A 21,809-nucleotide genomic window follows, 5' to 3' on the forward strand; every position below is an offset into this window, starting at 1 on the left:
ACGTATCGAGGGTCTCCACGCTCCCAGGTGGAGTACCACCCACGCCGGGGTCTGCTGACCGTGCGTGAACGGACCGCGACGGTCAGGTGTCGGTCGGTGGCGCCCAGGGCGACCAGGTCCCGTTTGTGGAGGAGTCCTCCGGCGGCTGAGACGAGTTCGGCGATCGTTGTCATGGTCCACGAGCGTGTCGACGACACGGACCTCGGGTCGAGCCGACGTCCGTGGCTGTTGAGAGACAGCCCGGCGACGCCGTCCGGGAGGATGCGTCGCCCGAGCCCAGGCGAAGGTCCGACGCGTCGCCCGGGTGACCGGCATTCCTGCTCCGGGTTCCGAGAACGCCTGACGCGCGCTTCGACCTCCGCGGCTTCTGTCGGATGCCGAAGTTGCCGACCGACGCGACCGGGTCGACCCCTCGTCGAGAAGTCCTGCCTCCAGCCGCGAGTCGCCGTGGAGTGCGGGGTGGTGATGCACGCGTTGCAGCACGGATCAGGAGTTGCCGCCGAGTGCGGGTGCGGGTGCGGGTGCGGGGGCGGGTGCGGCTGCGGGGGCGGGGGCGGCTGCGGCTGCGGCTGCGGCTGCGGCTGCGGGGCGGGTGCGGGGGCAGGTGCGGGGGCGGGTGCGGGCGTGGTCAGGAAGGAGAGCTGGCTAGACGCGAAGGCAGTCGCTGTCAACCCCCTTCGGCCGACTGGTGCGGGCTTTGGAGTGCGTGCAACAATTCGCTGAGATGGCTGCCCAGGACGACAAGATCCGCTTCGACGCGCGCGGACGAGATCTGGACGAGGCCGTCGAGATCCTGAGCGCCGGGTACAACGGACGTGGTTTCCACGTCGTCCCCACCGAGGCGCCTTTCGCGTTCCGCCACACCATCGTCGGCGACGGTGCCATGACCCTGCGCTCGACGATGTTCATGGGTCGCGTCGACGGCCAGGCGGCGGCCGGCGACGAGCACGTCGTGCACTGGCTGCTCGCCGGACGCTCGACCGTCGACAACGGTCGCGACGAGGTGGCCGGCGCCGTCGGGCGACCGATCCTCTTCCCCGAGGGGCGAGAGTTCGAGTTCACCACCGAGGACGTCAACCAGAGCCTGCTGCACCTGTCGAAGTCGGTCGTCGACGAGGTCGCGGCCGAGCGTCACGGCATCATGCCCGGCACGATCCGCTTCGACCACGCCGCCCCCGTCTCGTCCGCCGCCGTGCAGGCCTGGCACGCCACCGTCCGCCTGATCGGTCGTGCCTACCTGGGCTCGGGCGAACCCAGCGACCTGATGCGCACCGAGATGGCCCGGTTGGCCGCCGGCGCCCTGCTCGACACCTTCGCCCACACGTCGAGCCCGATGCCCGCCGCCCTGCTCGCACCGCGCAACGCGAGCCTCCGCCTCGCCGTCGAGTACATGCACGCCAGCGCGCACCTGCCGATCTCGGCCGTCGACATCGCCCGGGAGGCGGGGCTCACCCCCCGCGGGCTGCAACAAGCGTTCAGTCGTCACCTCGACACCACGCCCACGGCCTACCTGCGCGAGATCCGCCTCGAGCGCGTGCACGAGGCCCTGCGCGAAGCCACCCCGGACGCGACGACCGTCGCCGACGTGGCCCGGCACTGGGCCTTCGCCCACCTCGGCCGGTTCTCGGCCGCGTACCAGCAGCGGTTCGGCGAGTACCCCCGCGAGACGCTGCACCGCGGCTGAGGTCGGCGGTGCCCGGAGCGCGTGGTCCCCTAGCTGCCGGGCGTGACTCCTGGGCTCGTGCCGACGGTCAGCGACCGAGCGCGGCGTAGACGCGCAGGGCGCCGGGGACGACCTCGACCGTGACGGGCAGCGGCCCGACGCGCTCGCCGTCGGCGTAGGCGGCGACCCCGTCGGCCTCGATCACGGCTCGACGCACGCGGTGGACGGTCACGTTCGGGTGGCTCAGGTGGGTGCCGCGGAACACGCTCGGGAACAGCCGCACGAACTGCCAGCGCGTCAGCCGCTCGACCACGAGCACGTCGAGCAGCCCGTCGTCGAGCACGGCGTCGGGTGTGACCTTCATCCCGCCGCCGAGCGACTGGCCGTTGCCGACCGAGATCAGGGTGCCCTCGACCGTCGACGCGACCCCATCGAGCTCGAGGCGGTACGCGATCTTCGGCAGCCGCACCAGCTCGATGGCGAGGGCGACGTCGTAGCGTCGGCGACCCTTGGGCCAGCTCAGCCGGTTGGCGCGTTCGTTGACGACGGCGTCGAAGCCCGCCGAGACCATGCAGGCGAACCAGGTGGCCCGGCCGTCGGCCTGCAGCACGCGACCGGCGTCGATGGTGGTCGGCTCGCCCTCGAGCAGTCGGACCAGGAGGCGCGTGGCCGCCTCGGCGTCGTCGTGGGGCAGCCCGAAGGCCCGGGCCGTGTCGTTGCCGGTGCCCGTCGGCACCAGTCCCAGCGGCACGTCGGTGCCCGCGACGAGGTTGGCCCCGAGGTTCACCATGCCGTCGCCGCCGACGACGACCAGGGCGTCGGGGCGTTCGCCGTGGTCGGGGTCGAGCTCGCGGCGGGCCGCGGCCACGAGGTCGTCGTAGCTCGACTCGGTCAGCGGCACGACCGTGTGGCCGGCGTCGCGGAGCCCGGCGAGCACCCCGTCGGCGAGGTGCTTCCGGCCGCCGGCTGAGGCGCCGGGGTTGATCGCCACGACCAGGCGGAGGGGCGTCGGGGTCATGGGGTCGATCTTGCCAGCCACGCGCCCGTCCGGCTCGGGCGGCCCGCCGCGGGGGGCGGGCATACTGGACGTTGACCCACCTGACGAGAGGCACCCTCACCATGAGCAACACCCACGGCACCACGACGACCGCGACCCCGGCCCCCTACGAGCCGACGATCCGCGAGTCGCCCAACCGCGGGGCCGGCCTGTTCGTCGGCACGGTCTTCCTGCTGCTCGGCGCCATCGGGTTCCTCGTCGAGGACATGGGCACGTTCTTCTCCACCCAGGGCGCCTCGCTCTGGTTCGTCTGGAACCTCAACCCCGCGCTCGTCGTCGTCTGGGTGCTGGTCGGCGCCGCGCTGATCATCGCGGGGGCGTCCTCGCGAGCGAGCGCCCGCTACATCAACACCTGGATCGGCCTGATCTTCGTCGTCTTCGGCGTCGTCGGCTTCTTCCTCGAGGGCACCGACGTCAACTTCCTGGCGTTCAACCTCGGCGACAACATCACCCACCTCGCCGGCGGCCTGCTGCTGCTCGCCACCGCCGTGGGTGCCGAGCGCCGCCGCCGCTGAACCGCGCTGCGCCGCGTCTCGCCGCGCCGCGTCCCGCCTCGCAGGGGGCTGCGGGCTGGCTGCACGTCTGCCGAGATCGGCCCCGGGGGCTACCGGCACCGCGCCTCCCTGACTAGGGTTAGGGTCACCTAACCCAGGTCACCCAGGAGGTGCGCACCATGACCGTCGTCATCCCCTTCTCCGAGGCGGTGCGCGAGCGCACGGCCGAGCGGGTCCCCGCCGACGTCGGCTGCTCGTTCATGACCGACCTGCTGATCGGCCGGGGCACACGTGACGACTACGTGCAGCTGCTCGCCCAGCACTACTTCGTCTACGCCGCCCTCGAGGACGCCGCCGTGCGGTGGTCGGGCGACCCGGTCGTGGCTCCGTTCCTCGCCCCGGGGCTGACCCGGCTGCCAGCCATCGAGGCCGACCTGGCGTTCCTGCTCGGTGGCGACTGGCGGGCCCGCATCTCGCCGCTGCCGACCACCCGCGCGTACGTCGACCGCATCGAGCAGGCGTCGAGCTGGGCCGGCGGCTTCATCGCGCACCACTACACGCGCTGCCTCGGCGACCTGTCGGGCGGGCACCTGATCCGCAGCATCCTGCAGCGCCGGTTCGGCTTCGACACGAACGGCGTCGGGTTCTTCCTGTTCGCCGAGATCGCCGAGCCGAAGTCGTTCAAGACGACCTATCGCCGCCAGCTCGACGCGGTGGCCTGGTCGGCCGTCGAGCGCGAGGACGTTCTCGACGAGGTGTGCGCCGCGTATCGCTTCAGCACCGAACTGTTCACCGACCTCGCCGCCGCGAAGGCCGCCGCCTAGCCGATCGCCGACGGGCCGACCGGACGAGCGCACGGGTCGACCGGACGAACCGCCGGGCCGCCGCCTGGTCGTACCGGACGGTCAGCCCGCGGCAGCGGTCGTCGTGTCGTCGCCCACGCCGGCGTCGGCGGCTGCCTCGATGGCCGGCACGCGCGACGCCTCGCTCATGAAGCGGCGCACGTCGAGGTCGACGATGATGTCGGCCGGCCGCAGCGGGCGCGACAGGTACAGCCCCTCGAGCGAGGTGATGCGGCTGAGGGCGACGTAGGTCTGCCCCGCGCTGAACACCCGCGAGCCGAGGTCGACGATGGCCCGGTCGTAGGTCTTGCCCTGGGACTTGTGGATCGTGACGGCCCAGGCGAGACGCAGCGGGAACTGTGTGAACTCGGCCACGACGTCTTTCTTGAGCTGCTTGGTGGTCGCCGAGTACGAGTACTTGTGCTTCTCCCAGACGACGGGCTGCACCTCGTGCACCTCGCCGTCGACCTCGACGAAGACGGTGTCGCGCACCCGGGTGACGACGCCCGTGGTGCCGTTGACCCACCGTTGCTCGGAGTCGTTGCGGAGGAACATCACCCGGGCCCCGACCTTGAGCTCGAGGGCCTCGTCGGCCGGGTAGGCCCGCCCGCCGAACTCGCCGCTGACCTCGGCCTTGGCGGTCATCACCTTGCCCGACAGGCGATCGAGCTCGACCTTGTTGATGCGGTTGACCGTGTCGTTGCGCGTGGCCAGGGTGATGGCCCCGCCGTCGGTCGGCACGGGGCGGGCTCCGGCGCCGTTCAGTGCCCCGGCGATCTCGGCCGTGACCCGGCCGTGCCGCACGGCGTTCAGCATCTCTTTGAAGTCGCCCTCGGTCTGACGGTGGATGAAGGCCAGCTCGTAGATGCGCAGGCTCGCCTCGGCCCACACCTTGGCGTCGAAGAACCACATCGAGCGGTAGTTGTCGCGGAAGTACTCGCGCTCTTCGGCGTCGCCCGGCACCGGCGGCAGTTGGTACGGGTCGCCGAACAGCACGACCTGCACGCCGCCGAACGGCTCGTGCTTGCGCTGCCGGGCCTGGCGAAGCGAGCGGTCGATGGCGTCCATCAGGTCGGCGTTGACCATCGAGACCTCGTCGATGACGAGCGTGTCGATGGTGTTCAGCAGCTTGCGCAGCTCGGCGTTCTGCTCGATGTCGTGGTCCGCGATGAGCCCCACCGAGAGGCGGAACAGCGAGTGGATCGTCTGGCCGCCGACGTTGAGGGCGGCGACGCCCGTGGGGGCGCAGATGACGATCTGCTTCGAGGTGTTCCACGACAGGTGGTTCAGCAGCGTCGACTTGCCCGTGCCGGCCCGGCCCGTGACGAAGATGTGCTCGCGGGTGTTCTCGATCGCGTCGTACAGCGCCTGCTGTTCGGCGGAGAGGGCCACGCTCACGACGACGAGCACCTTTCGGGAGGGGGTGGGGGAGGCCACCAATCTACCCGCGACGGCGGTGGTGCTCGGGAGTTCGTGACCCGCGCCTCCTATTGTTGTCGTCATGTCGTCGTCTGTGGGGGAGGAGACACGTCCACCGCTCGGCTGGCCGTTCGTCGCGATCTGGGGCGGGGCGCTGCTCTTCGTGCTGATCGGTTTCTGGGTCACCGTCGTGGCCCTGAACGCCACCGTCTACAGCGCCGCCGGGTTCGCCCGCGGCTACGTGGCGGCGGTCGATCGCGGCGACACGTCGAGCGCGTTGACCCTCGCGGGCGTCACGCCGACCGACCAGCTGGCCGACGCGCTGCTCGAGGTGCCGTCGCTCGGCGGCATCGACGACGTGACCGAGGTGGGCGACGTCGACCTCGGTGACGACACCCACGCGATCACGCTCTCGTACTCGATGCAGGGCACGTCGGCCACGGCCGCGGCCCCCGCGCAGTCGCAGTTCGTCGTGCAGCGGGTCGGCACCCGGTTCGGGCTGTTCCACTCGTGGCGCTTCGTGCAGGCGCCCACCGCGCAGCTCGACGTGACGCCCCAGCACGACTCCCGCTTCACGGTGGACGGCCGCGACGTCACGACCGACGCCCCCGACGTCGCGACCCGGTTCACGGTGCTCGCGCCGTCGCGGTTCGAGCTCGACCACTCGTCGCGCTACCTCGAGGCGCCGACCGTCGAGGCCGACGTGCTCACCGTCGGGGCGACGTCGGGGGTGTCGATCGAGGTGCAGCCCCGGGACGCGTTCGTCGAGGCCGTGCAGGACATGGTCGATCAGCAGCTCGACGAGCAGTGCGTCACGCAGCAGGTGCTGTTGCCGGCCGGCTGCCCCTTCGGCCGCCAGGTCGACGACCGGGTCACCGACGACCCGACGTGGACGGTGCCGGTGCACCCCGTCGTCTCGATCGTGCCCGGCCCGTCGGGCCAGTGGCAGGTGCCCGGGGTGGCCGGCACGGCCCACCTAGTCGTCGGTGCCCAGTCGCTCTTCGACGGCAAGCGCTACACGATCGACGAGGACGTCCCGTTCACCGTCACGTACCTCATGCGCATCAGCACGTCCGACGAGCTGACGTTCGACTGACCACGGCCCCGGGTCAGCGGACGGAGGCGCGGCGCAGGAACGCGAACGTCCCCGCGATCGCCGCCGCCGCCAGCAGTGCCGCGGTGAGCGCCGCCCACCAGCTCTGGTAGTTCGCGAACACGGCGGGCAGCGAGGGGCCGGCCGCCAGGAGCGCGACAGCCAGCACGAGCACGACGCCGATCGAGATGCCGAGCGGGCCCCGCGGCCCGAACCGCAGCCAGGCCGCTCCGAACACCCCGCCGGCCGTCTGGGCGACGAGGGCGCCGAGGAACACGATCGGGACGAGCACGCCCAGGTCGCCGGCACCGAGGACGTTGACGTCGAAGACGTAGAAGCCACCGAACCAGTGGTCGGTCAGCACCTCGAGCGCGAGCAGGGCGGCGAACACCCCGGTCAGGTAGAGCGCGACGAGGGTGTGGGTCACGGCGGTGCCCAGCGCGAACGCCCGCCGCGTCGCCCCGAACGAGGCCGCGAGGGGGAAGGTCGAGGCGACCGAGGCGACGCCCATGGCGACGAGGTACCCGGACTGGGCCCACACGACCCCCGGGTTGAAGCGCGCCCCGGTGGCGTAAGAGGCGCCGTCGTCGTAGGCGCCCGAGCGCTGCAGCGTGACCTGGATCACCACGGTGACGGCGAACGTGATGGCGACGATGAGCAACGGCACGAGCAGCACGCCGCGCCGACGGGCGAACTGCAGTCGGACGACGGGCAGGATGCGGTTCACGAGGTGACCCCTTCGAGTTCGGTGTCGCGCGAGCCGAGGGCCGCGACGACCTGTTGCAGTGAGACCCCCGAGAGTTCGATGCCCGCGGCGGCGGCGTCGGCTCGCGTGGTGTGGTCGGCGACGCCGTCGACCACCGCCGTCTTCAGCCCGCCGACCGCGTGCTGCGACAGGAGGAGGCGCCCGGCGGCGAACCGGTCGACGGCGGATGCCGTCCCGGCGACCTGGTAGGCGGAAGCCCGCGCCTGGTCGACGTCGGAGTCGAGCCGCACCCGACCCTCGTCGAGCACGACCACCCGTTCGAGCAGGGCCTCCATCTCGTCGATCAGGTGGGTCGAGAGCAGGATCGTGCGGGGGTGGGCCGAGTAGTCGGCGAGCAGGCGGTCGTAGAACAGCTGCCGGGCCGTGGCGTCCAGTCCGAGGTAGGGCTCGTCGAAGATGGTCAGCGGGGCCCGCGAGGCCATGCCGATCACGATCGACGCGGCGGACAGCTGCCCGCGCGACATCTTCTTCAGGTCGGTTTTCTCGGGCACCCGCAGGTCGGCGGCGAGGTCGCGGGCGAGCGCGGCGTCCCACCCGCGGTGGAAGGCCGGTGCCACCGAGAGCACGTGCTTCAGTCGGAAGCCGTCCGGGTACCGCTGGCTGTCACGCACGAACGACACCCGCGACAGGACGTCGGCGTGGTCCGCGGGCTCTCGGCCGAAGACCCGCACCGCGCCTCCCGACGGCCGTTCCTGGCCGGCGACGCAGGCCATCAGCGTCGTCTTGCCGGCGCCGTTGCGGCCGAGGAGGCCGCAGATGACACCCTCGTCGACGCTGAGGTCGACGCCGTCCAGGGCGCGCGAGGAGCCGTAACGACGGCTCAGGTCGGTGATCTCGATCACGGGGCTCATGACTGGTCCTCTTGTTCGATCAGGTGGTGGAGGGCGGCAGTGTCGATGCCCAGCGCGCGTGCCTCGGCCACCAGCGGGCGCACGTACTCGTCGGCGAAGCGCGCCCGGCGGTGTTCGGCCAGGCGCTCGCGGGCACCGGTCGCGACGAACATGCCGACGCCCCGGCGCTTGTAGAGGATGCCGCGGTCGACCAACAGGTTGACGGCCTTGCCGGCCGTGGCCGGGTTGATCCGGTAGAACGCGGCGAGCTCGGTGGTCGACGCCACCGGTGCCTCGTCGGCGTAGGTGCCGTCGAGCACGTCCTTCTCGATCTGCGCAGCGAGCTGCTGGAAGATCGGCGTCCCGTCGTCGAGCACGACTGCTCCTTTGGTTAGCTACTTGAGTAGTTAACCTAGGAGGCGCGGGTCGGCCTGTCAAGGACCGTCCCGTTCAGGCGCTGGCGGCTCCCGCCCGCTCGAGGTCGCGCACGTCGTCGACGCCGCCGAAGGTCGAGCGGTAGGCACGCGGGGTCGTGCCGAGCACGCGCGAGAAGTGGTGTCGCAGCACGGCCGCCGAACCGAAGCCGACCTCGTCGGCGATCGCGTCGATGCCGAGCCCGGTCGCCTCGAGCAGCTCCTGTGATCGCAGGAGGCGCTGGCGGGTGAGCCACGCCCCGGGCGTCGCCCCCAGCTCGGCCTTGAAGCGACGGGCGAAGGTGCGCGGCGACATGTGCGCCCTCGCGGCCAACCCCTCGATGCTCAGGTCGTCGCGGAGGTGCCCGAGCATCCAGTCGGTGAGCGGCGCGAGCGAGTCGTCGACCTCGACCGGGAGCGGCGTCTTGATGAACTGGCTCTGACCGCCGTCGCGGTGCGGCGGCACGACCATCCGGCGGGCGATCACGTTCGCGGCGGCGGCGCCGTGCTCGCGGCGGACGAGGTGCAGGCAGGCGTCGATGCCGGCGGCCGTGCCCGCGCTCGTGATGACGCGGCGGTCCTCGACGAAGAGCACGTCGGCGTCGACCTCGATCGCGGGGTGGTCGCGCTGCAGGGCGTCCGAGTAGCGCCAGTGCGTCGTCGCCCGGCGTCCGTCGAGGAGCCCGGCCTCGGCCAGGACGAACGCCCCGCTGCACACGCTGAGCAACCACGCCCCGCGGGCCTCGGCCGCGACGAGCAGCTCGCGCACGGCCGGTGAGACGAGCTCGGCCTGGTCGGGCCGGTTCCAGAGAGCCGGCACGCAGATGACGTCGGCGTCGGCTGCGGCACCCAGGTCGAGGTCGACCGTGATCGAGAAGCCCTGGTTCGTGCGGACGAGCCCCGGGTGCTCGGTCACGATGCGGTGCTCGAACGGAGGCGCGCCCTCGTCGGTCCGGTCCAGGCCGAACACCTCGCAGAGCACCCCGAACTCGAAGGGTGCGACGCCGTCAGCGACGATCGTAGCGACGGTGCGGAACGGGGGCATGGGGTCTCCTGGGGTGGGGCGAGCCGCACGCCGCCACGAAGTGGACACCGCGCCATCTTTTCTGGTGGCGTCGTGTCCACATCGTGGCGGGCTGGCGGGCTGGCGGGCTGGCGGGCTGGCGGGCTGGCGGGCTGGCGGGCTGCCAGGCCGGCTGGCGGTGTGGCGCGATGTCGACGGACGGTGGCAACACTGCCACTCGTGGCAGGACCTGTCCACTCGTAGAGTTCCTGCCATGACCGCCGAGCCCCGACCGACCGCCGAGCCCCGACCGACCGCCGAGCCCCGACCGACCGCCGCCGTCCTCGACGACCTGCTCGCGCCTCCTACGCCCGTGGCCGCCCGCGCCCTCGAGGCGGCCGCCGTCGTGTCGAGCTCGGCCCTCCTCGCGCACAGCCGACGCTCGGCGGCGCTCGCCGTGGCCCTGGGTCGACGCGAGGGGCTCGAGTTCGACCACGAGCTGCTGTTCGTGGCTGCGGCGCTGCACGACGTCGGACTGGCCGGCCCGTTCGACAGCCACGCCGAGCCCTTCGAGCGGGCCGGCGGAGAGGTCGCCCGCGTGTTCGCGACCGGGGCGGGGTGGTCGGCCGACCGGTCGCAACGGGTGGTCGACGTCATCGTGCGGCACATGTGGCCCGCGGTCTCGCCCGGCCTCGACGTCGAGGGGCACCTGCTCGAACGCGCGACGAGCCTCGACGTGTCGGGGGTGGGCGGCGACGACTGGCCGACCGAGCTCGTCGGCGCCCTCGTCGAGCGGGTCCCGCGCGACGGCTTCGGCGTCGAGTTCGGCGGGCTGATGTCGGCGCAGGCGCACCGGAAGCCCGGGTCCGAGGCCGGCCGGACGATCCGGAGCGGCATGCGCGACCGCATCGCCGCGAACCCGCTCGACCGCCTCTGACGGCCTCTGGCGCGCTCAAATCGAACCACCGATGTGGCGTCGAACCACGCAAGTCGGTGGTTCGACGCCATATCGGTGGTTCGACGCTACTGTGCGTCGATCCGGCCGGCCACCGGCCCGGCCCCCTCCCGCGATCGCTCTCCATCGGTTAGAATGATGCAAACGTATGAATTTGGAGAGCACCCGCATGGCACACCCCCTCGAGTTCGGCCTCGACACCTTCGGCGACATCACCGACCGCCTCGACGGCAGCCCGGTCACGCACGCCCAGGCCATCCGCAACCTGGTGGAGCAGGCCGTCCTGGCCGATCAGGTGGGCCTCGACTTCATCGGCGTCGGCGAGCACCACCGCAAGGACTTCGCCGTCTCGGCCCCCGAGGTCGTGCTCGCCGCGATCGCCGCCCGCACCGAGACGATCCGCCTGGGCTCGGCCGTCACCGTCCTCAGCTCGGACGACCCCGTGCGCGTGTTCCAGCGGTTCGCCACGGTCGACGCCATCTCGAACGGTCGCGCCGAGGTCATCCTCGGCCGCGGCTCGTTCACCGAGTCGTTCCCGCTCTTCGGCCTCGACCTGCAGGACTACGAGGTGCTCTTCGAGGAGAAGATCCAGCTCTTCGCCGAACTGCTGAAGGAGGGCCCGACGACCTGGTCGGGCACCGTCCGGGCCGGTCTCGACGCGCAAGAGGTCTACCCCAAGACCGAGGGCGGCTCGATCCGCACCTGGGTCGGCGTCGGCGGATCGCCGCAGTCGGTCATCCGCGCCGCGCACTACGGCTTCCCGCTCTTCCTCGCGATCATCGGCGGCCAGCCCGCCCAGTTCGCGCCCTACGCCGACCTCTACCGACGTGCCCTCGGCGAGTTCGGCCACGACTCGCAGCCGATCGCGATGCACTCGCCCGGTTTCGTGGCCGAGACCGACGCCGAAGCCAAGGAGGCGCTGTTCCCGTACCAAGAGGAGCAGACGAACCAGCTCGGTCGCGAACGCGGCTGGCCGCCCTACAGCCGCGCGCAGTACGAGGCCAGCGCCAGCTCGACCGGTGCGCTCTACGTGGGCTCGCCCGAGACCGTGGCCACGAAGATCGCGCAGAACATGCGCCTGCTCGGCGCGACGCGCTTCGACATGCGGTACAGCATGGGCCGCCTGCCGCACGAGCTCATGATGCGCAGCATCGAGCTGTATGGCACGAAGGTCGTGCCGCTGGTGCGCGAGATGCTCGCCTGATCCGACCCGCGCCTCCTCGGGGCGTCAGCGGGTGCGCTCGCGCTGGTGCGCCAGCGCCTCGAGCTGCTCGTTGTACGCCCTGAGCTCGGCGTCGTCGTCGCGCTCGGCCTGGCGGTCCTTGCGGACGGCCTCTCGACCGTCGCTGCGGCTCCACATGATCGCCACCGCGATGGCCATGACGATCGTCGGGATCTCGCCGACGCTCCAGGCGATGCCGCCGGCGACGTACTGGTCCTGCATCGGGGTCGGCCCCCAGGTGCGACCCATGGCGCCGTACCAGTCGGCCAGGAAGAGCCCCGTGGCGCTCATGATGCCCAGGCCGAAGAACGCGTGGAACGCCATGGTCCCGAGCAGCACGACGAGCCGGGCGGGGTAGGGGAGTCGACCCTTGACCGGGTCGATGCCGATCATGGACTGCACGAAGAGGTAGCCGGTGATCAGGAAGTGCACGATCATCCAGTAGTGGCCGATGTGCGTGGTCGTCGCCCAGCTGAACAACGGCGTGTAGTAGAACGCCCACAGCGAGCCCGCGAACAGCACGGCGGCGACGATCGGGTTGCTGACGAACGTCGCGAACCGCGAGTGCACCAGGATCATGATCCACTCACGCCCGCCCCGCGTGCCGTCGCTGCGCTTCTTGATGGTGCGCAGCGCGAGCGTGACCGGGGCGCCGGGCACCAGCAGCACGGGCACGAGCATGCCCAGCGCCATGTGCGCGAGCATGTGCGTGCTGAAGAGGTACTCCTCGTAGACGTTCGGGGCGCCGCAGGTGATGTAGAACAGCACGAGGAGGCCCGCCACCCACGAGACGGTCCGGCCGACCGGCCAGCGGTCGCCGCGGCGGTGCAGGCGAACGACGCCGGCCAGGTAGAAGAAGATGCCGAAGGCGCAGAGCAGGCCCCAGAGCAGGTCGACGTTCCACTCGGTGAGGTAGCGCAGGGGCGTCAGCTCGGGTGGCAGTGCCTCTTCGGTGAGGATGACCGCGGCGGTCGGATCGGCGAGGTCGGTCGCGGCGACCTGCTCGACCGGGGTGGCCGTCCGGGCGAGGGCGGCCGCGACGCCCGACGCGAGCCCCATGAACGCGAGCTCGGCGGTGACGAACCACCAGAAGAGCTTCGCCGTCGCCTTGGGGTGGGTCGCGAGGCGGCCGACGAGCCAGCGGCGCTGCACGACGCCGAACAGGCCCAGCGCGACGAGGGCGAACGTCTTGACCAGCACGAGCACGCCGTAGCCCGACGTCAGGGCCGACCAGTCGCCGATGCGGATCGCGGCGCTGCCGATGCCCGACACCGCGACGACCACGAAGCAGACGATGGCCACGCTCGAGTAGCGGGCGAGCACGACCGCCAGCCGGCCGCTCGAGAGGTGGCCGCGCAGCAGCACGATGGCGAGCAGGCCGCCCAGCCAGACCGAGGCCCCGACCAGGTGCAGGGCGAGGTCGGTGACGGCGGCGTCGTGCCCGCTCGTGCCGGCCGCGTGGCCCTGCTCGGCGATGGGGATGAGCCCGCCCGCGGCGAGCACCGTGACGGCGACGATCAACCAGATGTTGCGGACGATGAAGCAGAGCACCGTGACGGTCGCCGCGATCAGCGTCGTGATGAGCCAGGCGGTGCCGAGCTCGGTGTTCGTCAGGAAGAACGCGAGCGTCCGCCCGAACTGGTCGTCGAAGGTGACCGGGACGTTGGCGACGCTGAGGAAGGTGAAGAAGGTGGTGATCGCCGAGGCGACGGCCCAGAAGCCGGCGGCGGCCGCGGCGACGTCCATGGCGCGGTCGTACTCGGCCTCGCGTCGGGTGAGCGCGAAGCAGGTCAGGAAGAGCGTGCCGATGGTGAGGGCCGCGCCGATGTTGCCCAGCATCTTGGCCATGGGCAGGCCGTAGCGCACGACCTCGCCGGGGTCGACGACGAGGGGCGCGTCGGCCGCCCCGCCGAACTTCAGCGCGGCGAGGAGGGACGCGAACGCCACCAGCACGAGCAGTGCGGGCGCCGTGGTACGAGCGAGTCTGGGCATCGTCTACCAGGGTAAGTCGGATCGCCTGGTGAACAGGCGGGGGTGAGGGGCGTCGCTCGACGTCGAGTGATCGGAACGAGAGAAGGGGCGGGACGACCGATGGTCGTCACGCCCCTTCTCGGGTGCTCGTGAGAGCGAGGACTACTTGACGGCAGCCTTGAGCTTGCTGCCGGCGCTGACCTTGACGCTGTCGCTGGCGGCGATCTCGAGGGCCTCACCCGTCTGCGGGTTGCGGCCGGTGCGAGCGGCGCGGTGCGTCTTCTCGAAGGCGATCCACCCGGGGATGGTGACCTTCGTGCCGTCGGCGACCGACTTCGAGACGACGGAGAAGAACGCGTCGACGACGCCGCTGACGGCGGCCTGGCTCTGGCCGGACTCGGATGCGACAGCTGCGACGAGCTCGGTACGGTTCAGTGACTTGTCAGCCATGTAAATGTCCTCCTCGGACTTCATTCGGTGTGACGAGACACGGCGTTCACCATGCCTGTGCGATCGAGACCAGAGAGCCGAGGGCCCTGTGGAACCGGTTGAAACCTACCAGGAAGACTTCGTGATGCCCGGCAACTCGCCACGGTGGGCCATGTCGCGGAAACGCACGCGGCTGATGCCGTAGGCCTTGAGGTGACCGCGGGGGCGGCCGTCGACCGAGTCGCGGTTGCGGAGGCGGACCGGCGACGCGTTGCGCGGCAGCTTCTGCAGACCGAGGCGAGCGGCCTCGCGGCTCTCGTCGGAACCGTTCGGGTCGATCAGGGCCTTCTTCAGCTCGAGACGCTTCTCGGCGTAGCGGGCCACGATCTCGGCGCGCTGGTTGTTCTTGGCGATCATGCTCTTCTTGGCCATTTTTAGCGCTCCTCGCGGAATTCGACGTGCTTGCGAATCACCGGGTCGTACTTCTTCAGCACGAGACGGTCGGGGTTGTTGCGACGGTTCTTCTTGGTCACGTACGTGAAACCGGTGCCCGCCGTCGAGCGGAGCTTGATGATGGGACGGACGTCCTGTTGACGAGCCATTAGATCTTCTCCCCACGAGCGAGCAGGTCCTTGACGACCGACTCGATGCCACGAGCGTCGATGACCTTGATGCCCTTGGCGCTGAGCTGCAGCGTCACGTTACGACGAAGCGACGGCACGTAGTACGTCTTCTTCTGGATGTTCGGGTCGAAACGACGCTTGGTGCGTCGGTGCGAGTGCGAGATGTTGTGTCCGAAGCCGGGAACGGCTCCGGTCACCTGGCAGGTTGCTGCCATGGTTTTCCTCCGTAGATACCGTGAGGGCCGGAGCCCTCACCCAAGGTCACTTGTCGGCGCGCCGGTCCCCCTTGCCCGATCGAAGGATCGGGCGATGGTGCCGGGGGGCGGTGCACATGGGCGCAGAGAGCGCCCAACCAAAGGGAGAGCTTACGCGACACGCCCGGACCCACGCAACCCGCGCCTCCTCGGCATGACGGATCGGGGACGCGGAGGCGCGGCTCGGCGGATCGAGGAGGCGCGGCTCGGCGGATCGAGGAGGCGCGGCTCGGCGGATCGAGGAGGCGCGGCTCGGCGGATCGAGGAGGCGCGGCTCAGCTGATCGCGGAGGCGTCGGCGGCCGCACGGGCCTCGGCCGTGCACGCCGGGCACAGGCCGAACACGTCGACCACGTGCTGCGCCTCGGTGAACCCGTGTGTCGCGGCGACGTGCTGGGCCCAGGTCTCGACCTCGTCGGCCTCGATCTCGACGGTGGTGCCGCAGTTGCGGCAGATGAGGTGGTGGTGGTGCGTGCCCGGGGTGCAGGCGCGGTAGAGACTCTCGCCCTCTTGTTGCAGCGAGTCGGCGGAGCCGTCGGCGGCGAGGTCGGCGAGGGCCCGGTAGACCGTGGCCAGGCCGATGCCGGTCTCGCGCAGGTGGGCGTGCAGCGCCTGGGCGCTGACGAACCCCTCGCTCGTGCCGAGTGCTTCTCGCACGGCCTCGCGTTGCCACGTGTTGCGTCGGACCACCACGTCGTCCTGCCTCTCTGTCCCGTCAGACCCGGGAGTGTGTGTCAGACCCCGGTCGAGGCCAAGGGTACCCGCGGACCCCTGCGCGGCTTCCCGGCGGCGGTCGTGCGACGCCAGCTGACCAGACGGCAGACGAGCCAGATCGTGAACGAGATCGTCGTGACGTAGGGGCTGATCGGCAGGCCGCCGCCGAGGGCGAGCAGGATGCCGCCGACGACCGAGACGACGGCGAACGTCACGCTGAGCACGGGCACGAGTCGGGGGTTCACGGTCAACCTCAGCGCGGCCGCGGCGGGCGTCACGAGCAGCGAGAGGACGAGCAGTGCACCGATGATCTGCACCGACACGGCGACCGACAGGCCGAGCACGAGCATGAACACGATGCCGAGCGTGCGCACGGGCACGCCGGCCGCCGCGGCGACGTCGGGGTCGACGCTGGCGAAGGTCAGCGGACGCCAGATCACGATCAACGTGACGATGACGACGGCTGAGATGGCGACCAGCCAGCCCAGCTGCGGGTTGTCGACCGACACGATCTGGCCGGTCAGCAGCCCGAACTTGTTGGCCGACCGCCCCCGGTAGAGCGCCAGGAAGAGGATGCCGAGGCCCAGGCCGAACGGCATGAGCACCGCGATGATCGAGTTGCGCTCGCGCGCCCGGGTGCCCAGCAGTCCGATCAGCAGGGCCGCGAGCAGGCTGCCGACGAGCGAACCGCTGACCACGTCGACGCCGAGCAGCAGGGCGGCGGCGGCGCCGGCGAAGGAGAGTTCGCTGATGCCGTGCACCGCGAAGGGCATGTTGCGCGTGATGACGAACGGGCCGATCAGGCCACCCACCAGGCCGAGCACCGCGCCCGCGATGACGCTGTTCCGGACCAGCACGAGCAGCTCGCCGAAGTCCTGGAAGCTGAACAGCTGCGACCACAGGTCGGTCATCGGACGAGCCCTTCGTCGTCGTGGTGCTCGTCGACGTGGTGGTCGTGGCCGTCGTGGCTGCCGACGATCACGATGCGACCCATGGTGCGGATCACGTCGACCGGGGTGCCGTAGAGGTCGCTCAGCACGTCGGCGCGCAGCACCTCGTCGGGCGTGCCGATGCGGAACCGGCCGCCGGCGAGGTAGAGCACCCGGTCGACGACGTCGAGGATGGGGTTGACGTCGTGCGTCACGAACACGACCGCGGCGTTGCGGGCCCGCCGCTGCTCGTCGATCAGCCGGGTGACCTCGCGCTGGTGGCGGAGGTCGAGCGAGATGAGGGGTTCGTCGCAGAGCAGCAGGGCCGGTTCGGCGGCCAGGGCCTGGCCGACCCGCGTGCGCTGTTGCTCGCCGCCGCTGAGGCTGGCGACCGGCGAGGTCGCGAACGACGTGGCGCCGACGTCGTCGACCAGGGCGTCGATGCGGGCCCGTTCGGCGGCCGACTCGCGGCGCGGCCCCCAGCGGTGGCCCGTGACGCCGAGCGCGATCATGTCGCGGGCGCGCAGCGGGGTGCCGGACTCCATCAGTCGTTGCTGCGGCACGTAGCCGATGCGGCGGTGGCCGCGCCCGACCGGTCGGCCGAGGAACTCGATGCTGCCCTCGGTCAGCTGCTGCTGGCCGAGGATCGTGCGCAGCATCGTCGTCTTGCCCGCGCCGTTCGGCCCGAGCACCGCGATGAACTCGCCCGGCCGCACGTCGAGGTCGAGCCCCGACCAGAGCGTGCGGGCGCCGAACGAGACCCCGGCGTCGCGGAGGCGCAGCACGGCGTCGCCGCCGCCACCGGCCGAGGAGGCGCGGGTGGCGGCGGCGACGGAGGTCGCGCCGGACGGGTCGGTCACTTGCCGAGCGCCTCCGAGATCGCGTCGATGTTGCTCTGTTGCCATGCCACGTAGTCTTCCCCCTCGGGCAGCAGCTCGGTGACCGGCACGATGGCGACGCCGGCGTCGGTCGCGGCCTTCTCGACCTGCTCGGTCTCGGGGCTCGAGGTCTGCTCGTTGTAGGCGAGCAGGTCGACCTTCCCGTCGGTGAAGAGCTTCAGGGTCTCGTTGAGCACGGCGGGCGAGACGTCGTCGCCCTCCTCGATGGCCTCGGAGAACTCGGCCGGCGTCACGTTGACCAGGCCCATGGCGTCGAAGAGGTAGCCGGGAACGGGCTCGGTGTAGGCGACCGGGTCGCCGTCGTGGGCCGTCTTGATCGACGCGGCCTGCGCCTCCAGGTCGGCGATCTTCGTGCCGAAGGCCTCGGCGTTCGCGGAGAAGGTGTCGGCATTCGCCGTGTCGACGCGGCCGAACTCGTCGGCCAGGGCCGTGGCGAGCTTCGCCATGCTCGGCAGGCTGTAGAACACGTGCTCGTTGAACGCGGCGTGGTCGTGGTCGGCGTGCTCGTCGGCCTCTGCGGTCGCGTCGCCGGTGGCCTCGTCGGTGTGGTCGTCGTGCCCGGCCTCGGGGTCGAGCCCCGAGACGTCGACCGCGTCGACCACGGTGGCGTCGGTGCCGCTCGCGTCGACCATCGTGTCGACGAACGAGTCGTAGCCGCCGCCGTTCTCCACCACCACGTCGGCCTTCGAGACGGCCAGCTGCGTGCGGGCGTCGGCCTCGTACGAGTGCGGGTCCTGCGAGGGGTCGCTGATGATGCTCGTGACGTCGACCAGGTCGCCTCCGACGGTCTTCGCGATGTCGCCGTAGACGTTGGTCGACGTGACCACCGAGATCGCGCCTCCGTCGGCGGAGTCGGTCGAGCCCGAGCCGGAGGCGCCCGTGGCGCAACCGCTCAGCACGAGGGCCGCGGCGGCGGGCAGGACGAGCAGGGTCGGCAGCGAGCGCATCTTCATGCCGGCCACGCTATTGCTACTGATAATGATTGTCAAAACGAGGAGGCGCGGGTCGACCGAGCGCGCCTCCTCGCCTCGCGGAGACCCCAGGAATGCGCCGAGACCCCCGTGCGCGCACGGGGGTCTCGGACACTTCCTGGGGTCTCGCGGGGCCTAGGCCTTCGTGGCGGCCTCGACGGACTCGGCACCGGCGGCGTCGTCGTCCTCGCGCCCGGGCGTCTTGAGGTTCCATTTCTTGATCACGAAGCTGAACAGGACGTAGTAGACGACCGCGTAGCCGAGCCCGATCGGGATCAGCCAGATCGAGTTCTGCGAGATGTTGAAGTTCAGCACGTAGTCGATCAACCCCGCCGAGAAGGTGAACCCGGTGTGGATGTCGAGCGCGTTGACCAGCATCATCGACGTGCCGGTCAGCACCGCGTGGATCACGTACAGCGGCCAGGCGACGAACATGAACGAGAACTCGAGCGGCTCGGTGATGCCCGTGATGAACGCGGTCAGCGCCGTCGACAGCATGATGCCGCCGATCAGCTTCTTCTTCTCGGGGCGGGCGTGACGCCAGATGGCCAGGGCCGCCGCGGGCAGGGCGAACATGAAGATCGGGAAGAACCCGGTCATGAACACGCCGGCGCTCGGGTCGCCGGCGAAGAAGCGGTACAGGTCGCCGCGCACGACCTCGCCGCTCGCGTTGGTGTAGTCGCCGACCAGGAACCAGACGACCGAGTTGAGGATGTGGTGCAGGCCCGTGGGGATCAGCAGGCGGTTGGCGACGCCGTAGACGCCGCTGCCGACCACGTCGTTCGACGCCACGGCCTGGCCGATGCCGGTGAGGGCGTTGTTGAACAACGGGTAGATGAACGACATGATCACGCCGACGACCAGGCCGGTGACGGCCGTGAGGATCGGCACCATGCGGCGGCCCGAGAAGAAGCCGAGGAAGTCGGGCAGCTTCGTCCGGTGGAACCGCTGCCAGATGATCGCCGACAGGATGCCCATCACGATGCCGGCCAGCACGCCGTAGTTGATGACCTCGGGGTCGCCCGTCGGGGTCTCGCGACCGGCGAGCACGACCGGGGACATGGCCTTGAAGACGCCGTCGATGACCATGTAGCCGACGACCGCGGCGAGGGCCGTCGAGCCGTCCGATTTCTTCGCCCAGCCGATCGCGATGCCGACCGCGAAGATCAGCGGCAGCCAGGTGAAGACCGCCTGCCCGGCCGCCCCGATCACCGAGGCGCCGGTCTCGAAGCCCGGGATCGCCCCGAGCAGGTCGGCCTGCCCGAGTCGCAGCAGGATGCCCGCGGCGGGCAGCACGGCGATCGGCAGCATGAGGCTGCGCCCGAGGCGCTGCAGCACCGCGAACGCGGCCGAGCCCCTCTTCTTGGTCGGGGCCGACTCGGTCGTCGTCGTCATCAGGTGATCCTCTCGTCGGTGAGCAGCCGTGGTGCGGGGGTGGGTGTGGTGCGGGTGGAGGCGGTTCGGGAGGCGCGGGTCGCGTCGAGTGCGGAGTCCACCCGGTCCTGTCCGGTCATGACCAGTGAGTGGTAGTTTCCTCAGACCGACGGGTGGTGTCAACTAGGACGACCCCCTCGTCACCGCGAGCGACCGACCCACGGAGGAGAACAGCTCATGTCGAAAGCACAGGCCATGATCGACGGACTCGGCGGCGCCGACAACATCGAGGAGATCGAGGGCTGCATCACGCGCCTCCGCACCGACGTGCGGGACATCTCGCTCGTCGACGACGCCGCCCTCAAGGCCGCGGGAGCGACCGCCGTCGTCCACGCGGGCGGCAGCGTCCAGGTGATCGTCGGCACGATCGCCGACTCGCTCGCCGAAGACATCAACGACCTGCTGCCGTGACCACGGTCGTCTCGCCCGTCGCCGGCCGGGTGACGGCGCTCGCCGAGGTGCCCGACGCCGTGTTCGCGGGGCAGCTCGTGGGCGCGGGCGTCGCGGTCGAGCCGAGCGCGCCTCCTGCCGGTGGCCTGGTCGCCGTCGTCTCGCCCGTCGCGGGCGAGATCGTCAAGCTGCACCCGCACGCGTTCGTCGTCGTGGGCGAGTCGGGCACGGGCCTGCTCGTGCACGTCGGCATCGACACGGTCAGGCTCGGCGGCACGGGTTTCGAGCTCGTGGTCGCCGAGGGCGCGACCGTCGCGGCGGGCGACCTCGTCGTCCGGTTCGACCCGGCCGTCGTGGCCGAGGCGGGCTACTCGGCCGTCATCCCGGTCGTCGTGCTCGACAGCGCCCCCGACAGTGTCTCGCAGCAGGCCGTCGGCACGACCGTCGCCTCGGGTGAGCCCCTCTTCGACCTCTGAGGCGACGGGCGCCGTCTGTACATCGTGTACTTGACGTACACGTCGAGGAGTGGAACGCTCGAGACATGACGCTCGCCTGGCCCACCACGTACGCCACTGCCTCCGAGGCGAGGCGAGACTTCAAGCGCGTGTTGGACGCGTCCGAGCACGGGGCGACCGTCACGGTGTCGCGTGATTCGTACGTCGCGGCCGTGGTCGACGCCGAGCGTCTCCGGTCGTTCCTGGCCCGGACGGTCGTCGCCGGGGTCCGCGCGTTCCACGACGACGGCGCCTGGGCCGTGGTGATGGAGGGCCGTCCGTTCGCGGCCGAGGCCGTCGACCTCGACGAGGCCGTCGCCGACCTCGCCGCCTCGTTGCGCGAGTACGCGGCCGACTGGAACGACCACTTGCAGGCGGCCCCGAATCATTCCGACAACTGGGGTCTCGTGCAGCTCGTCGCCCTGAGCGACGACGAGCAACTCCTGGCCTGGCTCAACCACGCCGCGTGAGCAAGCACCCGCGGGCTACCCGCGACGACCACGACTCCTTCCGTGTGCGCGAGAGCTGGAGCCTCGTGCGTGGCGCCACGGGTGCCCCGGTCCGTAACCACAAGACGTGGCACCTCGTTCTGCACGACGGTCGGGTGCTCCGCACCCGCATCTCGCGCCCGGTGAACCGCGACGCCTACGGGGCGAACCTGTGGTCGCACATCCTCACGCACCAACTCGAGGTGTCTGACGACGTGTTCTGGGGATGCGTGCGTGACGGGGTGCTGCCCGACCGTGGTGAGCCGCGCCTCGTCGTCCCCGAAGACGCGGTGCCGCTGTACCTGCTGCGCGAGCTGGTCGAGCGTTGCGGGCTGACCTCGGTCGAGGCATCGGCGGTCGGCCGCGAGGAGGCCGAGCGACTCGTGGCCGAGTACTGGCACGCGAGGGCCCTCGAGGCCGAGGCGCCGGGCGAAGACTGATCACCGGTCGTGCGCAG

At 70.8% G+C, this 21,809-nt stretch carries 26 protein-coding genes; 10 read left to right on the forward strand and 16 right to left on the reverse strand.

Going from position 1 to position 21,809, the window contains the following annotated elements:
* Nucleotides 1–724: 724 nt before the first annotated feature.
* Nucleotides 725–1,684, forward strand: a complete 960-nt coding sequence (locus tag ASG28_RS14325; RefSeq protein ID WP_055976410.1) for a helix-turn-helix domain-containing protein — start codon at nt 725–727, stop codon at nt 1,682–1,684.
* A gap of 67 nt (nt 1,685–1,751) precedes the next feature.
* Here the strand turns inward: ASG28_RS14325 and ASG28_RS14330 are convergent, their stop codons facing one another.
* Complete coding sequence (locus tag ASG28_RS14330) at nt 1,752–2,681, reverse strand: diacylglycerol kinase family protein (RefSeq protein WP_055976413.1); 930 nt, start codon at nt 2,679–2,681, stop codon at nt 1,752–1,754.
* Between the two features lie 101 nt (nt 2,682–2,782).
* Here ASG28_RS14330 and ASG28_RS14335 point away from each other — a divergent pair, with 101 nt between their 5' ends.
* Together ASG28_RS14335 and ASG28_RS14340 are read left to right on the forward strand one after the other, a co-directional pair.
* Nucleotides 2,783–3,235, forward strand: a complete 453-nt coding sequence (locus ASG28_RS14335; protein ID WP_082454842.1) for a DUF4383 domain-containing protein — start codon at nt 2,783–2,785, stop codon at nt 3,233–3,235.
* Between the two features lie 158 nt (nt 3,236–3,393).
* Nucleotides 3,394–4,038, forward strand: a complete 645-nt coding sequence (locus ASG28_RS14340; protein WP_055977739.1) for a biliverdin-producing heme oxygenase — start codon at nt 3,394–3,396, stop codon at nt 4,036–4,038.
* Between the two features lie 81 nt (nt 4,039–4,119).
* Here the strand turns inward: ASG28_RS14340 and ASG28_RS14345 are convergent, their stop codons facing one another.
* Nucleotides 4,120–5,454 carry an ATP-dependent DNA helicase gene (locus tag ASG28_RS14345; protein WP_235477974.1) on the reverse strand — a complete coding sequence of 445 codons (1,335 nt, stop codon included), beginning with the start codon at nt 5,452–5,454 and terminating at the stop codon, nt 4,120–4,122.
* A 103-nt stretch (nt 5,455–5,557) separates the two neighbouring features.
* Here ASG28_RS14345 and ASG28_RS14350 point away from each other — a divergent pair, with 103 nt between their 5' ends.
* The gene (locus tag ASG28_RS14350) at nt 5,558–6,571 is read left to right on the forward strand and encodes a hypothetical protein (protein WP_157485825.1); all 1,014 of its coding nucleotides are present in this window, start codon (nt 5,558–5,560) and stop codon (nt 6,569–6,571) included.
* Between the two features lie 13 nt (nt 6,572–6,584).
* Here the strand turns inward: ASG28_RS14350 and ASG28_RS14355 are convergent, their stop codons facing one another.
* From ASG28_RS14355 to ASG28_RS14370, 4 genes are all read right to left on the reverse strand, one after another.
* On the reverse strand, nt 6,585–7,295 hold the full coding sequence (locus tag ASG28_RS14355; RefSeq protein ID WP_055976422.1) for a hypothetical protein: 711 nt from the start codon (nt 7,293–7,295) through the stop codon (nt 6,585–6,587).
* Nucleotides 7,292–8,185 carry an ATP-binding cassette domain-containing protein gene (locus tag ASG28_RS14360; protein WP_055976425.1) on the reverse strand — a complete coding sequence of 298 codons (894 nt, stop codon included), beginning with the start codon at nt 8,183–8,185 and terminating at the stop codon, nt 7,292–7,294. The genes ASG28_RS14355 and ASG28_RS14360 overlap by 4 nt, the downstream gene beginning before the upstream one ends.
* On the reverse strand, nt 8,182–8,541 hold the full coding sequence (locus tag ASG28_RS14365) for a GntR family transcriptional regulator (RefSeq protein WP_055976428.1): 360 nt from the start codon (nt 8,539–8,541) through the stop codon (nt 8,182–8,184). Before ASG28_RS14365 ends, ASG28_RS14360 begins: the two co-directional genes overlap by 4 nt.
* A 73-nt stretch (nt 8,542–8,614) precedes the next feature.
* Nucleotides 8,615–9,622: a GlxA family transcriptional regulator gene (locus ASG28_RS14370; RefSeq protein WP_055976431.1), complete on the reverse strand. Its 1,008-nt coding sequence runs from the start codon at nt 9,620–9,622 to the stop codon at nt 8,615–8,617.
* 232 nt (nt 9,623–9,854) lie between these two features.
* On the opposite strand from ASG28_RS14370, the gene ASG28_RS14375 reads away from it, so the two are divergent.
* Nucleotides 9,855–10,517: an HD domain-containing protein gene (locus tag ASG28_RS14375; RefSeq protein WP_082454840.1), complete on the forward strand. Its 663-nt coding sequence runs from the start codon at nt 9,855–9,857 to the stop codon at nt 10,515–10,517.
* Between the two features lie 187 nt (nt 10,518–10,704).
* Nucleotides 10,705–11,739, forward strand: a complete 1,035-nt coding sequence (locus ASG28_RS14380; RefSeq protein ID WP_055976434.1) for an LLM class flavin-dependent oxidoreductase — start codon at nt 10,705–10,707, stop codon at nt 11,737–11,739.
* 24 nt (nt 11,740–11,763) lie between these two features.
* On the opposite strand, the gene ASG28_RS14385 is transcribed toward ASG28_RS14380, so the two are convergent.
* The 10 genes from ASG28_RS14385 to ASG28_RS14430 all read right to left on the reverse strand — a co-directional run bounded on the left by ASG28_RS14385 (nt 11,764) and on the right by ASG28_RS14430 (nt 19,941).
* Entirely contained in the window at nt 11,764–13,749 is a 1,986-nt protein-coding gene (locus ASG28_RS14385) for a cytochrome c oxidase assembly protein (protein WP_055976437.1), read from the reverse strand.
* Between the two features lie 141 nt (nt 13,750–13,890).
* A complete protein-coding gene (locus ASG28_RS14390) occupies nt 13,891–14,178 on the reverse strand; it encodes an HU family DNA-binding protein (protein WP_043595940.1) in 288 nt (95 codons plus the stop codon).
* A 105-nt stretch (nt 14,179–14,283) separates the two neighbouring features.
* Nucleotides 14,284–14,589 carry a 30S ribosomal protein S14 gene (gene rpsN / locus ASG28_RS14395; protein WP_043595941.1) on the reverse strand — a complete coding sequence of 102 codons (306 nt, stop codon included), beginning with the start codon at nt 14,587–14,589 and terminating at the stop codon, nt 14,284–14,286.
* A 2-nt stretch (nt 14,590–14,591) separates the two neighbouring features.
* The gene (gene rpmG, locus ASG28_RS14400) at nt 14,592–14,759 is read right to left on the reverse strand and encodes a 50S ribosomal protein L33 (protein ID WP_043595944.1); all 168 of its coding nucleotides are present in this window, start codon (nt 14,757–14,759) and stop codon (nt 14,592–14,594) included.
* Nucleotides 14,759–14,995 carry a 50S ribosomal protein L28 gene (rpmB, locus tag ASG28_RS14405; protein WP_043595945.1) on the reverse strand — a complete coding sequence of 79 codons (237 nt, stop codon included), beginning with the start codon at nt 14,993–14,995 and terminating at the stop codon, nt 14,759–14,761. The genes rpmG and rpmB overlap by 1 nt, the downstream gene beginning before the upstream one ends.
* A 314-nt stretch (nt 14,996–15,309) precedes the next feature.
* A complete protein-coding gene (locus ASG28_RS14410) occupies nt 15,310–15,723 on the reverse strand; it encodes a Fur family transcriptional regulator (RefSeq protein WP_055976440.1) in 414 nt (137 codons plus the stop codon).
* 44 nt (nt 15,724–15,767) lie between these two features.
* Nucleotides 15,768–16,658: a metal ABC transporter permease gene (locus ASG28_RS14415; RefSeq protein WP_055976443.1), complete on the reverse strand. Its 891-nt coding sequence runs from the start codon at nt 16,656–16,658 to the stop codon at nt 15,768–15,770.
* A complete protein-coding gene (locus tag ASG28_RS14420) occupies nt 16,655–17,536 on the reverse strand; it encodes a metal ABC transporter ATP-binding protein (RefSeq protein WP_369814179.1) in 882 nt (293 codons plus the stop codon). The genes ASG28_RS14415 and ASG28_RS14420 overlap by 4 nt, the downstream gene beginning before the upstream one ends.
* Complete coding sequence (locus ASG28_RS14425; protein WP_055977748.1) at nt 17,533–18,528, reverse strand: metal ABC transporter solute-binding protein, Zn/Mn family; 996 nt, start codon at nt 18,526–18,528, stop codon at nt 17,533–17,535. The genes ASG28_RS14420 and ASG28_RS14425 overlap by 4 nt, the downstream gene beginning before the upstream one ends.
* 153 nt (nt 18,529–18,681) lie before the next feature.
* Nucleotides 18,682–19,941: a PTS transporter subunit EIIC gene (locus ASG28_RS14430; protein ID WP_055976446.1), complete on the reverse strand. Its 1,260-nt coding sequence runs from the start codon at nt 19,939–19,941 to the stop codon at nt 18,682–18,684.
* Nucleotides 19,942–20,157: 216 nt separating this feature from the next.
* Between ASG28_RS14430 and ASG28_RS14435 the strand changes: the two genes are divergently transcribed.
* From ASG28_RS14435 to ASG28_RS14450, 4 genes are all read left to right on the forward strand, one after another.
* On the forward strand, nt 20,158–20,391 hold the full coding sequence (locus ASG28_RS14435; protein ID WP_054145886.1) for a glucose PTS transporter subunit EIIB: 234 nt from the start codon (nt 20,158–20,160) through the stop codon (nt 20,389–20,391).
* Nucleotides 20,388–20,846 carry a PTS sugar transporter subunit IIA gene (locus ASG28_RS14440; protein ID WP_055976449.1) on the forward strand — a complete coding sequence of 153 codons (459 nt, stop codon included), beginning with the start codon at nt 20,388–20,390 and terminating at the stop codon, nt 20,844–20,846. Before ASG28_RS14435 ends, ASG28_RS14440 begins: the two co-directional genes overlap by 4 nt.
* Nucleotides 20,847–20,911: 65 nt before the next feature.
* Nucleotides 20,912–21,334: a type II toxin-antitoxin system prevent-host-death family antitoxin gene (locus ASG28_RS14445; RefSeq protein ID WP_055976454.1), complete on the forward strand. Its 423-nt coding sequence runs from the start codon at nt 20,912–20,914 to the stop codon at nt 21,332–21,334.
* Nucleotides 21,331–21,792 carry a hypothetical protein gene (locus tag ASG28_RS14450; RefSeq protein WP_055976462.1) on the forward strand — a complete coding sequence of 154 codons (462 nt, stop codon included), beginning with the start codon at nt 21,331–21,333 and terminating at the stop codon, nt 21,790–21,792. Before ASG28_RS14445 ends, ASG28_RS14450 begins: the two co-directional genes overlap by 4 nt.
* Nucleotides 21,793–21,809: the final 17 nt, after the last annotated feature.

The sequence above is a fragment of the Frigoribacterium sp. Leaf415 genome (assembly GCF_001424645.1).
In the GTDB taxonomy this organism is placed as follows: Bacteria; Actinomycetota; Actinomycetes; order Actinomycetales; family Microbacteriaceae; genus Frigoribacterium.

What these genes read in the sequence shown, in the direction of transcription:
- rpmB (WP_043595945.1), bottom strand. Translation starts at nt 14,995, where the DNA reads ATGGCAGCAACCTGCCAGGTGACCGGAGCCGTTCCCGGCTTCGGACAC.
- ASG28_RS14325 (WP_055976410.1), top strand. Translation starts at nt 725, where the DNA reads ATGGCTGCCCAGGACGACAAGATCCGCTTCGACGCGCGCGGACGAGAT.
- ASG28_RS14445 (WP_055976454.1), top strand. Translation starts at nt 20,912, where the DNA reads ATGACGCTCGCCTGGCCCACCACGTACGCCACTGCCTCCGAGGCGAGG.
- ASG28_RS14370 (WP_055976431.1), bottom strand. Translation starts at nt 9,622, where the DNA reads ATGCCCCCGTTCCGCACCGTCGCTACGATCGTCGCTGACGGCGTCGCA.
- ASG28_RS14340 (WP_055977739.1), top strand. Translation starts at nt 3,394, where the DNA reads ATGACCGTCGTCATCCCCTTCTCCGAGGCGGTGCGCGAGCGCACGGCC.
- ASG28_RS14350 (WP_157485825.1), top strand. Translation starts at nt 5,558, where the DNA reads ATGTCGTCGTCTGTGGGGGAGGAGACACGTCCACCGCTCGGCTGGCCG.
- ASG28_RS14375 (WP_082454840.1), top strand. Translation starts at nt 9,855, where the DNA reads ATGACCGCCGAGCCCCGACCGACCGCCGAGCCCCGACCGACCGCCGAG.
- ASG28_RS14435 (WP_054145886.1), top strand. Translation starts at nt 20,158, where the DNA reads ATGTCGAAAGCACAGGCCATGATCGACGGACTCGGCGGCGCCGACAAC.
- ASG28_RS14430 (WP_055976446.1), bottom strand. Translation starts at nt 19,941, where the DNA reads ATGACGACGACGACCGAGTCGGCCCCGACCAAGAAGAGGGGCTCGGCC.
- ASG28_RS14415 (WP_055976443.1), bottom strand. Translation starts at nt 16,658, where the DNA reads ATGACCGACCTGTGGTCGCAGCTGTTCAGCTTCCAGGACTTCGGCGAG.
- ASG28_RS14380 (WP_055976434.1), top strand. Translation starts at nt 10,705, where the DNA reads ATGGCACACCCCCTCGAGTTCGGCCTCGACACCTTCGGCGACATCACC.
- ASG28_RS14335 (WP_082454842.1), top strand. Translation starts at nt 2,783, where the DNA reads ATGAGCAACACCCACGGCACCACGACGACCGCGACCCCGGCCCCCTAC.
- ASG28_RS14360 (WP_055976425.1), bottom strand. Translation starts at nt 8,185, where the DNA reads ATGAGCCCCGTGATCGAGATCACCGACCTGAGCCGTCGTTACGGCTCC.
- rpmG (WP_043595944.1), bottom strand. Translation starts at nt 14,759, where the DNA reads ATGGCTCGTCAACAGGACGTCCGTCCCATCATCAAGCTCCGCTCGACG.
- ASG28_RS14385 (WP_055976437.1), bottom strand. Translation starts at nt 13,749, where the DNA reads ATGCCCAGACTCGCTCGTACCACGGCGCCCGCACTGCTCGTGCTGGTG.
- rpsN (WP_043595941.1), bottom strand. Translation starts at nt 14,589, where the DNA reads ATGGCCAAGAAGAGCATGATCGCCAAGAACAACCAGCGCGCCGAGATC.
- ASG28_RS14425 (WP_055977748.1), bottom strand. Translation starts at nt 18,528, where the DNA reads ATGAAGATGCGCTCGCTGCCGACCCTGCTCGTCCTGCCCGCCGCCGCG.
- ASG28_RS14330 (WP_055976413.1), bottom strand. Translation starts at nt 2,681, where the DNA reads ATGACCCCGACGCCCCTCCGCCTGGTCGTGGCGATCAACCCCGGCGCC.
- ASG28_RS14390 (WP_043595940.1), bottom strand. Translation starts at nt 14,178, where the DNA reads ATGGCTGACAAGTCACTGAACCGTACCGAGCTCGTCGCAGCTGTCGCA.